The organism is Cecembia rubra (genome assembly GCF_003014575.1).
GTDB lineage: Bacteria > Bacteroidota > Bacteroidia > Cytophagales > Cyclobacteriaceae > Cecembia_A > Cecembia_A rubra.
This window is the reverse complement of the sequence record NZ_PYGF01000001.1, coordinates 72,456-88,192: the sequence shown is the minus strand read 5'-3', so window position 1 is coordinate 88,192 and position 15,737 is coordinate 72,456. Positions and strand designations below refer to the sequence as shown.

10 protein-coding genes and 1 tRNA gene are annotated in these 15,737 nt (G+C 40.8%); 10 read left to right on the top strand and 1 reads right to left on the bottom strand.

Annotated elements, in window-relative coordinates; translation table 11 throughout:
- Positions 1-110: 110 nt before the first annotated feature.
- A complete protein-coding gene (locus CLV48_RS00420) occupies positions 111-4,136 on the bottom strand; it encodes a hybrid sensor histidine kinase/response regulator transcription factor (protein WP_106565279.1) in 4,026 nt (1,341 codons plus the stop codon).
- Between the two features lie 275 nt (positions 4,137-4,411).
- Between CLV48_RS00420 and CLV48_RS00415 the strand changes: the two genes are divergently transcribed.
- The 10 genes from CLV48_RS00415 (at position 4,412) to CLV48_RS00370 (ending at position 15,727) form a co-directional block, all read left to right on the top strand.
- On the top strand, positions 4,412-5,881 hold the full coding sequence (locus tag CLV48_RS00415) for a sulfatase (RefSeq protein ID WP_106565278.1): 1,470 nt from the start codon (positions 4,412-4,414) through the stop codon (positions 5,879-5,881).
- 354 nt (positions 5,882-6,235) lie between these two features.
- Positions 6,236-6,309: transfer RNA gene (locus CLV48_RS00410), tRNA-Pro, on the top strand.
- Between the two features lie 284 nt (positions 6,310-6,593).
- Positions 6,594-7,841, top strand: a complete 1,248-nt coding sequence (locus tag CLV48_RS00405) for a site-specific integrase (RefSeq protein WP_106565277.1) — start codon at positions 6,594-6,596, stop codon at positions 7,839-7,841.
- Between the two features lie 71 nt (positions 7,842-7,912).
- Positions 7,913-8,281: an ArsR/SmtB family transcription factor gene (locus tag CLV48_RS00400; RefSeq protein WP_084121538.1), complete on the top strand. Its 369-nt coding sequence runs from the start codon at positions 7,913-7,915 to the stop codon at positions 8,279-8,281.
- Positions 8,278-8,907, top strand: a complete 630-nt coding sequence (gene merTP, locus CLV48_RS00395) for a mercuric transport protein MerTP (protein ID WP_106565276.1) — start codon at positions 8,278-8,280, stop codon at positions 8,905-8,907. Before CLV48_RS00400 ends, merTP begins: the two co-directional genes overlap by 4 nt.
- A complete protein-coding gene (locus tag CLV48_RS20690; RefSeq protein ID WP_073094976.1) occupies positions 8,908-9,120 on the top strand; it encodes a GDCCVxC domain-containing (seleno)protein in 213 nt (70 codons plus the stop codon).
- A gap of 126 nt (positions 9,121-9,246) precedes the next feature.
- Positions 9,247-9,651, top strand: a complete 405-nt coding sequence (locus tag CLV48_RS20975; protein ID WP_106565275.1) for an HYC_CC_PP family protein — start codon at positions 9,247-9,249, stop codon at positions 9,649-9,651.
- A gap of 172 nt (positions 9,652-9,823) precedes the next feature.
- On the top strand, positions 9,824-11,122 hold the full coding sequence (locus CLV48_RS00380; RefSeq protein WP_106565274.1) for a hypothetical protein: 1,299 nt from the start codon (positions 9,824-9,826) through the stop codon (positions 11,120-11,122).
- Between the two features lie 226 nt (positions 11,123-11,348).
- On the top strand, positions 11,349-11,783 hold the full coding sequence (locus tag CLV48_RS00375) for an HYC_CC_PP family protein (RefSeq protein ID WP_245889436.1): 435 nt from the start codon (positions 11,349-11,351) through the stop codon (positions 11,781-11,783).
- Positions 11,784-11,902: 119 nt separating this feature from the next.
- A complete protein-coding gene (locus CLV48_RS00370) occupies positions 11,903-15,727 on the top strand; it encodes an efflux RND transporter permease subunit (RefSeq protein WP_106566056.1) in 3,825 nt (1,274 codons plus the stop codon).
- Positions 15,728-15,737 lie beyond the last annotated feature (10 nt).

Sequence of the window (15,737 nt, the reverse complement as noted above, 5' to 3'; positions counted from 1 at the left end):
TTAAATAATAAAATATCTATGGTATCAATCATTCATGTTAGGGGCTAAATCAACCAATATAAAAAAAACACCTCAGGGAGGTGTTTTTTTTGCTTTTTAACCCTATAATTCTATTTCGATACTTCTAAAATTTTATTTTTATATTCAGATGGAAGGCAGCCAAATTGCGATTCAAAGGATTTTTTGAAGTACTTATAATCATTAAAGCCAGACTCATGTGCTACTTGACTTAATTTCATATCCGTTTGTAAAATCAATTGTGCTGCCGCTTTGAGTTTGATAGAGCGAATGAAACCTGTCAAAGACATTCCTGTTAAAGATTTGATTTTTCTAAACAAGGTACTTTGACTCATAAAAAGCTCGTTGACCATCATTTCAATTCCGAAAGCTTCGTTTTGCAGATTATCATTGACCAAGCGAATTGCTTTCTCAATAAATTCCGTATCGATATTAGATTCATGGATTTCCTGTGTATTGGGCTCAAATCTCACTTTGTTGTAGAAGTATTCCCTGAGCTTTTTTCTGTTTTCTAGAATATTAGCAATTTTTGTTTTGACTATTCCAGGATTAAATGGTTTGGTGATGTAATCTTCTGCTCCAGTTTGTAGTCCTTCTAGTTCATAATCTAAAGATGTCCTGGCAGTTAATAGGACAATAGGAATGTGTGAAGTGCTGATTTGGCTTTTCAATTCATGACAAAGTGTAATCCCATCCATATTAGGCATCATCACATCTGAAATCACCAAATCAGGTAATTCTTGATGAATAACCTTCAATGCTTGCGCTCCATCCTCAGCTTCTAATACATGGTAATCTTCAGCTAAAAGTCCCCTGAGATAGCTCCTAACATCTTCATTATCATCAGCTATCAAAACAGTGAATAATTTATCATCTATTATCACTTCCTCTTCTGATGATTCATAAGAAATATTCTCATTTAGTCCAACTGGTTGAAGGTGCTTTATTTTATCATTTAAATCAAATAATGTCCCCTCCTGCCTCTTGAAAGGTAAACAAATCGTAAAAGTCGTTCCTATATTGTACACACTATCCACAAGTATTTGCCCTCCATGCAAGTCTACAATATTTTTGGTGAATGCTAAGCCAATACCACTTCCTACCATTTTACCTGAACCATCTCGATTTACTTGAAAAAACCTGTTAAAGATTTTTTCTTTATTTTCTTCTGAAAGACCTATGCCAGTATCCTTGACCATCATGCAGATTTGATTGTCTTTAACTTCAATTTCAAATCTAACTATACCTTTGTCTTTGGTATATTTGAAGGCATTTGATAATAAATTGTTGATCACTATTTCCATTTGATCTCTATCAAAGTCCATTTGAAAATGATCAATATTGCTGTCGAAGTGATAGCTGATTTTCTTTTTTGCGGCGATGCTTTTAAAATTCAAGAAAACCTCTCTAGCAAAACCAATGAAATCTGATTTGGTCGGTTTTAACTTCAAAAGTCCATGTTCTGATTTTCTAAAATCAAGTAACTGATTGATCAGATTGAGCATTCTCTTCGAATTATTCTCAACTAATTTCAGTTTTTCCTTAACTGCTTCTTCAAGTTTGTAAGATTCTATTAATTCAGTTACTGGACTTAGAATCAGTGTAAGCGGTGTTCTAAATTCATGGGAAATATTTGTAAAAAAGGTGATTTTGGCTTCGTTAAGCTCGTGCTCCTTTTCTTTTTCAATTTGAATAATGCGTAGTTCAGCTTTAAGTCTAGCTTGTCGACTTGAATAATGTCTTACCAAAACCAAAATCCCCACAATCAAAAAAGTATAGATTAAGAAGGCCCACCATGTATACCAAGGGGGAGTTGCTATATTGATTTCTAATCTTTTTGCTTCTGACCAATCTTGATTGTTTCTACTAGCTCTGACTAATAACTCATATTTACCTGGCCTTAGTCCGGTGAAGTTGATTTCATTCTTGACACCTAACGTAATCCATTCATTTTGCATTCCAATTAATTTGTATGCATAGGTAATGTTATCTGGACCAAAAAAGTCATTTGCTGCAAAACTCAAAGAAAGGTGGTTTTGTGCATAACCAAGATTTATGCTGCTTGTTCGTTGAATATTTTTCGTCAAAACTACTTGCCCATCAACTTCATCACCAACTTCCAGCCGCTTATTATTGACAACTAACTTGGTGAAAACAACTTCTGGAATATTGAAATCACTAATGATTTTGCTAGGTTCAAAAGTGATAATACCATTAGACCCACCAAAATAAATGTTCCCATTTTCATCTTGAAGCGAGGAGGAAATATGGAATGAATTGATCATCACTCCATCTTCTCGATCATAATTGATAAAATTTTTGAGGTCTTTTTGATATTTGGTAATAGTTGTAGTGGTACTCAACCAAAGATCGCCATTGCGATCCTCTTCAATCGCACAGATAAAATCATTTATTAGTCCCTTATCTTTATCATAAAACTCTTCTAAATCCAAGACTTTATTTTTGTAACTAAGAATACTCAGACCTGTTGGTGTACCAAGGTATATTTTATCATTACTGAGGTGAATATCATTGATGATAATGCTGGTAGCCCTATGTCTGATTAAGGATTGTTGGTTGTAGAATTTATCATTTTCTTCATCATAGAGATTGAGCCCCGCATAAGTAGCCAACCAAATATTCCCCTCTTTGTCTTCTTTTACATGACTGATTCTATTATTGTCGAGTACACGGTGATTTTCTGTTACAGAATAGATCGTAAGATTTTCAAGATCAGGGTCCTCTTGATAATAGGTCATTTTCAATCCACGCTCTTGGGTCCCTATCCAAAGTCTATTTTTTGAATCCAAGAGAATTGCAGTCACCTTTTCATAAGGAATGTATCTTTTCGCAGTTGAAAAATCATTGTTCTTTATAATATAAAGTCCAAAAGCGGTCCCAATGAACAAGGTGTTTTCATACTCAAAGAAAGTATTGATTTTAGCTGAAACGATATTTGATACCTTATTAAAATCACCTGATTTATCCTGTTTGTATAAACCATCAGTCAAAGATCCTTTAAACAATTTACCTGATCTATCTTTAAATATTGAGATGATATTTTGATCAATTTTATGATAATTGGTATTGGTCTTAAGTAGCTGAAATCCTTTATTAGGATACAAAATCAATACGCCACCATGAGAAGTTCCCAGCCAAGCAATACCATTTTTATCAATGTCAATATCTAAAATGATGGAATAATTTATATTATCAAAAATCCCTCCTTGAGGATTGGTGTTGATTTTTTCGAAGTGGTCAACTTGATCATTGCTGATATACAATCCATCTCCCCAGCTTCCTAACCATAACCTATTTTGATGATCCAAAGCCATAGCTTTTACATAGCGGGCATTGAAGTTAACTGGATGCTGTTCGATTTCCTGGGTTTCGTAATCAAAACTTTCTAAAAATACCTGATCACTGCGAGTACCTACCATCCAGATTTTATCCCGCTCTTTGTCCTCAATCAGGTTATACATCAAGTTTTTTGTATTGAAAGTTAAAAGCCTGCCTTCTGATGGATCATATTTATGAAGTCTAGAGTTACCCACATACCACATATTTTCATACTGATCTCTAATGATAGAATAAATTGGCAAAGTAGCAGGGTAATGAGTAATCAATTTCTCTTCAATTGGATCAAAAACGAAGACGCCATTACCCCAAGTTCCTATCCACATCATTCCATCTTTGGCTTGATTGATTGTGATGACCCGTAATCTTTTGTTAGGGATACTTGAAAAAATTTGATTGAGACTTCTGAGCTTATTTGTGTTTGCATCTAGCACAGCAATCCCACCTTCTTTGGTTCCAATCCAAATATTATTCTCTGAATCTTTGAAAAGGGTTTCTATATTCTCGTTTTCTAACTCAGGAAAATCATTACCTGGACGAATGCTAGTAAAGTTGTACCCATCATATTTAGAAACTCCCCCTTCAGTTGCAAAATATTTGATATTATCATCATCACTTAATGTCTTGGTAACAAAATTACTTAACAGCCCTTTTCTTACATCAATAAAATCAATAGAAAATTCTTCATTTCTAGTTTGTCCGAAAGCAGAAATGCCTCCCAGCAAAACGAGTAAGATCAATTGGATAAACTTCTTAATCATGGGTATTTTGGGTCAATCGTAAAATAATATACAGTTTTTTTATAAAACTAGTCTATATTATATACCTATAGAGGAATCCTAAAAGGCTTGTGAGTTTTTCATCTCTTGAATCATTCATGTTGAACATAAGCAATTTAAAGCTTCTTTATTAAATCCATCTAGTCTAATCGGTCAATGAAAAGGCATATTCATCCAATTGATAGGTAATCAAAGACAATGGATTGGAATATATCAATTTTCAGATTAAACTTGGCTAGATTATAAATTCATTTTAAATGATAAACAAAATAGTACTTCAAACTTTGGTAATCTTTTTCTTAATTTCATTATCCTATTTTCAAAGTTTTGCTCAAAATAGAGAAAAGCCAAATGTACTCTTCATTCTGGTAGATGATCTTGGATGGACTGATCTAGGAAGTTTTGGAAGTGAATTTTATGAAACTCCAAATATAGACCGACTCGCAGCCATGGGGGTAAAATTCACCAATGCTTATACCGCATCTCCTGTTTGCTCTCCAACGAGAGCAAGTATCATGACGGGAAAATATCCTTCCAAAAATCATTATACAGATTGGTTTGGAGCTCCCCAGCCATGGAACTTCCAAAATCACTGGACGCGCAATAAACCATTGGTCCCGGCAGAATATACTACTAATTTGGCTCTAGAGGAATACACTATGGCAGAGGCTTTTAAAGATGCAGGATACAAGACCTTTTTTGCTGGTAAATGGCATCTTGGAGAAACTGAAGAGTTTTGGCCAGAAAATCAAGGATTTGAAATCAATATAGGCGGGAACAATAAGGGTGGGCCATCGACAGGTAACAAATATTTTTCTCCTTATGGCAACTCTCAATTGCCGGATGGCCCTGAAGGGGAATACCTTCCCTGGAGATTAGCCTCAGAAACAGCCAATTTTATCTCCAAAAATAAAGAAAAACCTTTTTTTGCTTACCTGTCCTTCTATTCAGTTCATACTCCTTTGATGACTACTGAGGAGTTAGAGCTAAAATACCTTAGAAAACGGGCAAAAATGAACCTCACTGATCAATTCGAACCTGAATATGCCAATATGAACCGTACCACCCAGGCGCACGCTGTTTATGCAGGCATGGTAGAGGCCATGGACACAGCTGTGGGAATAGTTCTGGAGAGTTTGGAGAAAAACCATCTATTGGAAAACACCATCGTTGTTTTCTTTTCAGATAATGGGGGACTTTCAACAGCAGAAGGAAGTCCGACTTCTAATTTGCCATTGCGGGCAGGAAAAGGCTGGTTGTATGAAGGAGGTATCAGGGTTCCCATGATTATTTCCTGGAAAAACCATATTCCTGGCGGACAATCGATTAATACGCCTGTAATCAGCAATGATTTTCTACCTACTTTAGTTGAACTGGCTGGATTGAAAGAATCTGAAATCAAATACAAGGAAATCGACGGTGTTTCCTTAGCCCAAGTTGTGAAAGATCCTTCTGCAAAAATTTCCAGGAATGAATTGTATTGGCATTATCCCCACTATGGAAACCAGGGAGGAAATCCAGGTTCTGTTATCCAGGAAAACGGTTGGAAACTCATCTATTTCTACGAGGACGATAGAATGGAACTTTATTACCTGAATGAAGATTTAGAAGAGCAAAACGACCTTTCCAAGGTTGAAAGCGAAATTGCATCCAACTTGGAAAAAAAATTAAAGGATTGGCTCGAAAAAACAGGAGCAAGATATCCAATCAAAAGGGCTGATTTATAATTTTCATGTATATCAGCAATAAGACCAGTAACCAATTTTTTAAATTGGGGCTTAAGATCAACCTGATATTTAGATATTGGATCCGCCTCAGCGGACGAGTTATTCATTGATATTGGCTTGAAATTATAGGTTTATTTTATTGGGAAGATTCTACTGGTAAGAAAACAGACATATATGATAATTTTTCTTTAAGAATTGGCACCTGAAATCCTTTCCAAAACTTTAAATTGATAGGATTATTTCAATCTGAATATTGTTACAATCAATAGTTTGAAAATTATAGGATTGAGCAACAAGGCTTTAAAAAAAATGGTTTGCGCTACTAACATCTTTCATTAATTTTGACGAATAGTTCGGGGTGTAGCGTAGCCCGGTATCGCGCCACATTTGGGATGTGGAGGTCGTAGGTTCGAATCCTGCCACCCCGACAACAAAGGTTCATCAGAACCCAAAAGCCTGCAAATCTTACTATTTGCGGGCTTTTTTATTTTTTACGTATCAGTTCGATTTAGACAATTTCAGCAAAAATGAGACCTATCCGGTGAACCAAATGAATGGTTATATTTAGTTCACCAGATTGATGCAAATAGCTGTAAAACAGATAGTTGAATCACACATTTTGAACTGCTTTAGGTCTGTTTGAGTGACCTTGTGGAAGCAGTTCACCACGAGAGGAATCATTTTAACACAAACACTCAAAAACTGAATTGTCATGAGAACTACAAACACCTTCGGAGTTCAGTTCATCACAAGAACGAACAAGGCCAAAGATGGCCTACTCCCAATCTATGCCCGGGTCACCGTTGATGGCCGAAGAGTTGAAATATCATTGAAGCGCTGGATCAAGCCAGGCGACTGGAATGGCACCAAAGGCATGGCCAAGGGCAGCCGGGAAGAAATCAAATCGCTCAACTACTATCTGGATGAAGACCGGGCAAGGATTATGGAGTGCTACCAGGAGATGCAGGTCCAAAAAAGGCTGATCACTGCTGATGCCATCAAGAGTATGTTCCTGGGTACAGACCAAAAGGACTTCACCTTATGCAAGCTGGTGGATTATCACAACCAGACAATGCGGGATACACTGGCGTGGGGCACGATGAAAAACTACTTCACCACTCAGAAGTATATCCATCGATTTTTGAAAGAGCGCTTTGGTACTACCGACATGTTCCTTTCGGAACTGTCTTATAAATTCATCACCGATTTTGAATTCTACCTCCGAAACTATAAACCCAAAGACCACCAGAAGCCGCTTGGCAACAATGGAGTGATGAAGCATCTGGAGAGGTTCCGGAAGATGGTGACAATGGCCGTGAAAATGGAATGGGTAAGCAGGGATCCATTTGACAAGTACCAGCTCAAATTCCATCGGGTGGATCGGGATTTCCTCAATGATGAAGAGCTGGAGGCCGTAGAGAACAAGGACTTCAAAATTGTCCGCCTGCAGTGGGTAAGAGATTTGTTTGTGTTCAGTTGCTATACCGGACTGGCCTACATCGATGCTATGAACCTTACCCCATCCAATATTACCATTGGCATTGATGGGGAATACTGGTTATCTACCTGCCGCCAGAAGACCGACCAGCCGGTAAGGGTTCCTATCCTTCCCAAAGCTTGGGAAATCATCGAGAAATACAAAACCCATCCAAGAGCTGTGCAGAGGGGGGCAATATTCCCAATGATTTCTAACCAAAAGCTGAACTCTTACCTGAAAGAAATTGCTGATCTGTGCGGAATTGAAAAGAACCTCACATTTCACCTAGCCAGGCATACTTTTGCTACTACAGTTACGCTTTGTAATGGTGTGCCACTGGAAACGGTTAGCAAGATGTTGGGTCACTCCAAAATTACAACCACGCAGGTTTACGCCAAAGTGGTAGAGAAAAAAGTGAGTGAGGATATGCAGAATCTAAGAGAGAAACTAGCAGCACCAAAATTGATGAGAAGGGCGAAATAGCCCTTTGTATTTAAGTACTTGCTTAAATAACTATCATTCCCTACCTTTGTTTAAGCAATTGCTTAAATACTATGAATACATGTATCCGTGTCTTTGCAGATAGCATCCAGATCAGTCGCTGCAGAGAAGACTTGAAAAACAAAGAAGAAAGCTTTTTAGAACTGGCCGATGTACTGAATCTGGCAGGTAATGCGGTTCGCCTCAAAATCCTGTACCTCTTGAAACAGGAAAATGAACTTTGCCCATGTGACTTGTCAGACATCCTGGGCATGACCGTGCCGGCCGTCTCCCAACATCTAAAAAAACTGAAGGATGCGGGAATCGTGACGACCAAAAAATCCGGTCAAACCATCTTCTATTCAGTAGAAGAGCAAAGTCAGCGAATCATTTCATCAGTGCTCGATTTGTTTAATCTCCCAAATACAATTCCTGCCTTATGAAAAATTCTCTTTTAACTAGCGGTATTATGGCTGCACTCTTAAGTTCACTTTGCTGCATCACCCCAGTGCTTGCACTAGTGGCCGGTGCAAGCGGGATTGCCTCCACTTTCTCCTGGCTGGATCCTGCACGGCCCATTTTTGTCGGTATTACAGTTATAGTGTTGGGGTTTGCTTGGTACCAAAAACTCCTGCCTGCCGGCAGGCATGGTAGACCAAAGGCCAAAGATGAAATAGAATGTGCGTGTGAGCCTGGCGGAGAATATGCATATCCTAGCTTTTGGCAGACCCAGAAGTTTTTGGGGATAGTCACCGTTTTTGCTACCCTGATGCTCACATTCCCGCTGTATGCTCACATTTTCTACCCGAAAGCCGAAAAGCAAGTGATCATCGTTGATAAGTCAGACATTCAGACCGTAAATTTTCAAATCAAAGGCATGACTTGTCAGGGGTGCGCAGCGCATGTTGAACATGAGGTAAATAAGCTCAGTGGTATCCTTAAAGTGGCCGCTTCTTACGAACTGGGCAATGCCGTTGTAGAATTTGACAAGTCCAAAACAGGCATCCTTGAAATTGAGCAAGCCATCAACTCAACCGGATATTCAGTGACCAATAAAACAGAGAAATAAATGGAAATCATCTTAGAATCTACCATCACTTGCCCCAACTGCGGACATCAGAAAGAAGAAACTATGCCGACTGACGCCTGTCAGTATTTCTATGAATGTGAAAACTGCCACCAGGTGCTAAAACCAAAGGAAGGGGATTGCTGCGTGTATTGCAGCTATGGTTCAGCACCTTGTCCACCAGTACAATTGGATTCTGATCAAGCATGTTGCTAGGGTAGACAATGCTTTATGTGACATGCATCATGTTTTGACATGTGCAATGTCATAGCGCGCTCAATAACCGTTGCGTACTTTTGAGTCATATTGAAGGGGATAACAAATAGATACCCGCTTCAATGGATGGCATTTTACATCAAAAGGCTCATGAAGCGCAACTTATATATCGTCCTAATAATTGCAATGCTTCTCCCTGGCAAAGGGATGGCAGTGTTTCAGCACTTTTGTGGGGGCGAACTGATCAGCTTCGAGCTTTTTCTAAAACATTACGAACCATGCTGTGACGACCACAGCAACCCTTGTGATGGCTGTGAGGATCAGGAAACCATCTTCTCTCTCGATGATTTCAGGACACCTCATTCAGACATTCTGGTCATTGATTTTTCACATGCGGCAATGGCTCAGCCATCTTTCCATTTGCCTTCTACACAATTTTTCGAGTCAAGAAACTACACAACTCCTAAAAAGGCTCCCCCCGGCTGGTCAGGGCGGTATCGCTCTATCCTGTTCCAGTCATTTCTTCTTTAGCTAACATCTGATTATCAGTTAGTTGCCTGGGTTACGAAACCTTTGGGCAATGTCGGAAATAGTTCTGTATAGTATAGCTGCTCCGGGATATTCGAACAGCATTAGACACGATCTATCCGACAAAACTATCATCAAGTTTCTTTAATCAGACTTTCAACAAAATGTTAAAATCATGAAAACGTTTCATAAAATTCAATTGGTATTCATTGCCGTGACACTGATGGTGATCAATACCACATACGCCCAACAACCAGGCTTGCAGTATTTCAGGCCAAACGATAAAAACGGCCTGAATGTATTCGAGCCCTCAAAAGTGGATACAGTTATCTTTGATGGCCTCAAAGTAAGAGTAGGCGGTGATTTCGCCATGCAATTTCAGGGCCTTAACCAAAGTAATGATGCTAGTACCTTGGTTGAGCTTGGTTCCGATTTCAATTTACCTTCAGCTAACCTCAACCTTGACGTTCAGGTAATGGAAGGTGTTCGGATGCACCTCAGGACCTATCTTTCTTCCAGAGCACACAACGAAGCATGGATTAAGGGTGGATACATGAGAGTTGATAATCTTGACTTTGTTAAACCCGGGTTTCTGGAGGGAGTAATGAAATATACAAGCATCACCATAGGGTTAGATGAGTTCAACTATGGAGACGCACATTTCAGGAGAACGGACAATGCGAGAGGTATTTTCAACCCTTTTGTGGGGAATTATCTTATGGATGCATTCTCCACCGAGGCATTCGGAGAGCTTACAGTTCAAAAGAATGGTTTATTGGCAGTGGTTGGGTTGACAAACGGCAAGCTCAATCAAAATGTAACTGTGAACGACAATACAGATAATAAGCCTTCTTTCTTCGGTAAGTTGGGGTACGATAAACAACTGAGCGAGGATTTGAGAGTACGATTGACCGGATCCTGGTACATCAATAAAGGGACCTCAACAGGTACTTATCTATATGGTGGAGACCGGGGAGGCTCCAGGTATTACAATGTACTTTTTACAGTACCGGATGTGGATGGCAATACAGAAGGTGGCCCTCGTGATGGTCAGTTCAATGCCAGATTTACAAAGCTCACAGCCTTGCAGATTAACCCATTCATCAAGTACAAAGGCCTGGAGTTCTTTGGTATTTATGAGCTGGCTGATGGAAGCAATGAATTTACAACACCTCAAGCTGACACAGAGGGTGCATTCACACAAATAGCCGCAGAGGTATTGTACCGATTTGGAGCAGATGAACGTTTCTATCTTGGGGGCAGATACAATACAGTGAGTGGCAAGATGCGTGAAAGTGCATCAGAGAATCTCGATATTAGCAGGGTCAACTTTGGTGGAGGCTGGTATCTTTCAAAGAACGTTTTAACAAAAGTTGAGTACATTAAGCAGCAATATGAAGGCAATGCGTGGACAGGACGCTTTGCAGGAGCTGAGTTTAGTGGAGTCATGGTTGAAGCGGTGATTAGTTTCTGACAGAACTCCCGTGTGGATGAGTCCACCCGCACGGGATTCTTCTTTTCACTGCTGTGTAAGAGACAATAACTCTAAAATTAAGCATCTGCAGACCTGAATTTTCAAATGGAAAATAAAGCTCAAACAACTACATGTTGAGGTATTTGAAATACAAATCATCATTTTTGATATTAAAATCGAACATTCTAAACTAAATTTCGTAAATTCGAATCAGACTTTCTACAAAGTGCAACGTTTTAGAAAAATATCGGCCATCCTGCTTTCCATATTGGTGCTGCTCAGTTCCACGAGCTTCACCTTTGGTATGCATTTTTGCATGGGGCAGTTGGAGAGCATTGCACTTTTTTCCGGGGCTGAGCCCTGCGAAATGGCCACACAGAAATCACCTTGTGCCACGGATAAGCATGATCCAGATTGCGAACATCAGCAGGTCACTAAAAAGGGTTGTTGCGAAGACCAGACTGTAGTAATGGAAGGACATGAAGACCTTACCCAAGTGTCCAAAGTGGCGGTTCCTGACTTTCAAATGATCGCAGTTCTCTTCGCAGTGGTATCGTTTCTTTTTAGTGCCACTGCCGTTGATCACTATACGTTTAACGACTATTCCCCCCCATTGATTGAGCGTGACATTATTGTACTCGTTCAGTCCTTCCTTATTTGATTTTTGATGACCTGAACTTCCGGTAATGCGATTATCGGTTCGGTTCAACTATGCTTCATGGTTTGTTGGATTTACTCCATCAGACCATCAAATCATTGTATTCATCAAAAAATCAAAATATGCTCAATTCCATCATCAAATTCTTTCTCGAGAATAAGCTCGTTACTGTTCTCGTATTGCTACTCATTGTAGCCTGGGGTATTGTTACAGCCCCGTTCAACTGGGAGGTGGGCTTCCTACCTCGTGATCCCGTACCCGTGGATGCTATCCCGGATATTGGGGAAAACCAGCAAATCGTTTTCACCGAGTGGATGGGTCGTTCCCCGCAAGATGTGGAGGATCAAATCACCTATCCGCTCACCACGGCATTGCTGGGTCTTCCAGGTGTAAAAAGTGTGCGGAGTAGTTCTGCCTTTGGCTTTTCCAGCATCTACATCATCTTCAACGAAGACATTGAATTTTACTGGAGCCGGTCAAGGGTTTTGGAAAAACTCAACTCATTGCCCAGTGGACTTTTACCGATTGGAGTCCAACCCAAATTGGGCCCTGATGCCACAGCCCTAGGCCAGGTGTATTGGTACACCCTTGAAGGTCGGGACAAAAACGGAAATCCCACAGGAGGATGGGATCTCCACGAACTGCGTACCATTCAGGACTATTACATCCGCTACGCCCTTACCAGTGTGGAAGGAGTGGCCGAAGTAGCTTCTGTAGGTGGGTATGTCAAGGAATATCAGGTAGATGTCGATCCTGCTGCCCTCAAGGCTCATGGGGTTTCCCTGATGGATGTAATGCAGGCCGTAAAAAACAGCAACATCGATGTTGGAGCCAATACCATTGAGGTCAACAGGGTTGATTATTTTGTAAGAGGACTCGGGTATGTTAAAAAACTAAGTGATTTGGACGAGGCAGTGGTAAAAGTCACGGATAATGTACCGCTTCGCATAAAAGACATTGCAAAGGTCAATATCGGCCCTCAACCACGGAATATGAGCGGCTTACTAGACAAATCAGGTGCCGAAGCTGTTGGTGGAGTGGTAATCGCCCGATATGGTGACAATCCGCTTAAAATCATTAATAGTTTAAAGGAAGAAATTGAAAAGATAGCCGTGGGTTTGCCCACTAAAACCCTGGAAGACGGTACGGTATCAAAGGTTACTATTGTTCCCTTTTATGACCGTACCGGCTTGATTTACGAAACCCTGGGTACACTTTACGAGGCAATAAGCTTACAGATACTCATTACGATCATCGTCATTATTGTGATGTTGTATAACCTGAGGGCCTCTATTCTCATTTCCGCTTTGTTGCCTCTGGCGGTGTTGATGTGCTTCATTTTCATGAAATACGTTGGGGTAGATGCCAACATTGTGGCCTTGTCGGGTATCGCCATTGCCATAGGTACTATGGTTGACCTGGGCATTATCCTCAATGAAAATATACTCCGTCACATGGATGAGGCTCCTGATGGCCAATCCAAACTGAAAACTGTCTATGACGCTACAACAGAGGTGGCTTCCGCCATCCTGACAGCAGTAAGCACAACCATTGTCAGTTTTTTACCTGTCTTTACACTTCAGGCAGCAGAGGGAAAACTTTTCGGACCATTGGCCTACACAAAGACTTTTGCATTGGTATCGGCTCTGATTTTTACGCTCATCATTATGCCCGCTTTTGCCCATTGGATTTTCTCTATGAAAAAAGGTAAAGGACGATTTGGGCAATATTTCAATTACCTTTTGATAATAACAGGCCCTATTGTAGCATTTACGGTTTGGAACTGGGCAGGATGGGTACTCTTTGGTTTTGGGGTAATCAATGTATTATTACACCATTTTCCGGAAAAATTCGGAAAACACCGGAACCTGATGCTTGTCGGTTTTACGGTAGCCATGGTTGCCTGGCTACTGACTGTCGAATGGGTTCCATTAGGTGTTTCCAATAGTTTGCTAGTCAATTTCCTATTTATTGCAACCATTATTGCAGTGGTGCTGGGGGGCTTTGCCTTGTTCATTCGCCTGTATCCCCGAATACTGATGTGGTGCCTTGATCATAAAGCACTGTTTTTAACACTTCCCGCCATCATTCTTTTAATTGGAGCCAATATATGGATGGGTTTCGATAAAGTATTTGGCATCATTCCAAAAGCAACAGAAAAAATGGGCTGGGATATAAGAGAAAGTTCTGGCTGGTCAGCGATGGCAAAAGCTTTCCCTTCAATGGGCAAGGAATTTATGCCTTCACTCGATGAAGGCACCTTCCTGTTGATGCCCACATCAATGCCTCATGCAGGTGTGGAAGAAAACCGGGAAGTTTTGCAAAAACTGGATATGATGGTGACTGCCATTCCGGAAGTAGAAATGGTAGTGGGTAAGGCAGGTCGTGCAGAAACGGCAATTGATCCGGCCCCAATCTCCATGTTTGAAAATACCATCAGCTATAAAAGTGAATATGTTTCTGATATCAATGGGACTAAACTTCGCTTTAAAGTTAATAGAGATGGGCATTTTGAACTGAAGAACGGAGAGCTATACAACCATGAAACCATGTCTCCAGAGCAAATAGATGTCGGGATGCTCATTCCTGATTCAGATGGTGAGTATTTCCGTCAATGGCGTGACCATATTAAATCCCCGGATGATATATGGAATGAAATTGTAGGGGTGGTCAATATTCCGGGAGTAACTTCATCTCCAAAGCTGCAGCCGATTGAAACCAGGTTGGTCATGTTACAAACCGGAATGCGGGCACCTATGGGTATAAAGGTCTATGGGCCGGATCTCGCAACTATTGAAGGGTTTGGACTGCAACTGGAAAAATACCTGAAAGAAGTTCCTTCTGTTAAGGCCGAAGCAGTGTTTGCGGATCGAATTGTAGGGAAACCCTATTTGGAAATTGATATCGACCGCATACAGATTGCCAGGTATGGCCTGAGTATCCGTGACGTTCAGGACTATGTGGAAACAGCCATTGGCGGTATGCAAATCAGCACCACCGTTGAAGGAAGGGAGCGTTTCCCTATCAGGGTACGATATGCCCGGGAATGGAGGGATGATCCTTCTTCCATAGAAACCATGCAGGTACCAACCCCCACAGGATCATACATTCCACTGGGGCAATTGGCCAATATTACTTACCGTCCAGGCCCTGAAATGATCCGTGGGGAAAACAGTTTTCTGGTTGGGTACGTGCTGTTGGACAAAAAAGCGGGATTTGCAGAGGTGACGGTAGTGGAGGATGCCCAGCGGTATCTTAAGGAAAAAATAGATTCGGGAGAATTGACAGTTCCGGCCGGGGTACGATACGTTTTTTCGGGCAGTTATGAAAACCAAATCCGCGCAGAAAAACGTCTGGCCATTGTAGTCCCCCTGTGTTTGATAGCCATTTTCCTCATCCTGTACTTCCAATTTAAATCTGTGGCTACCAGTATGATGGTTTTCACTGCCATCGCAATGGCCTTTGCAGGAGGTTTCATGATGCTCTGGTTCTACGGGCAGGGCTGGTTTTTCGACTTTTCAGTCTTTGGTACCAACATGCGGGAATTGTTCCAGATGAAAACCTACAACCTGAGTGTGGCGGTCTGGGTTGGCTTTATTGCCTTGTTCGGGATTGCCACTGATGATGGTGTGGTGGTGGCCACCTACCTCAAACAAAGCTTTGAAAAGCACAGCCCGGAAAATATCAAAGAGGTACGAAAAGCAGTTTTGGAGGCGGGTATGAAAAGGGTAAGGCCATGTCTGATGACCACTGCCACAACCCTGCTGGCGCTGCTACCTGTACTCACGTCTTCAGGCAGGGGTTCAGATATCATGATTCCCATGGCGATACCATCGTTCGGGGGAATGGTAGTAGCATTGATCACACTTTTGATTGTTCCTGTGCTTTATAGCTGGTGGGCAGAAAGAAGGTTAAGGAACAATCCTGAAGTATTTTCGGAATCATAAAAAAGAAGAC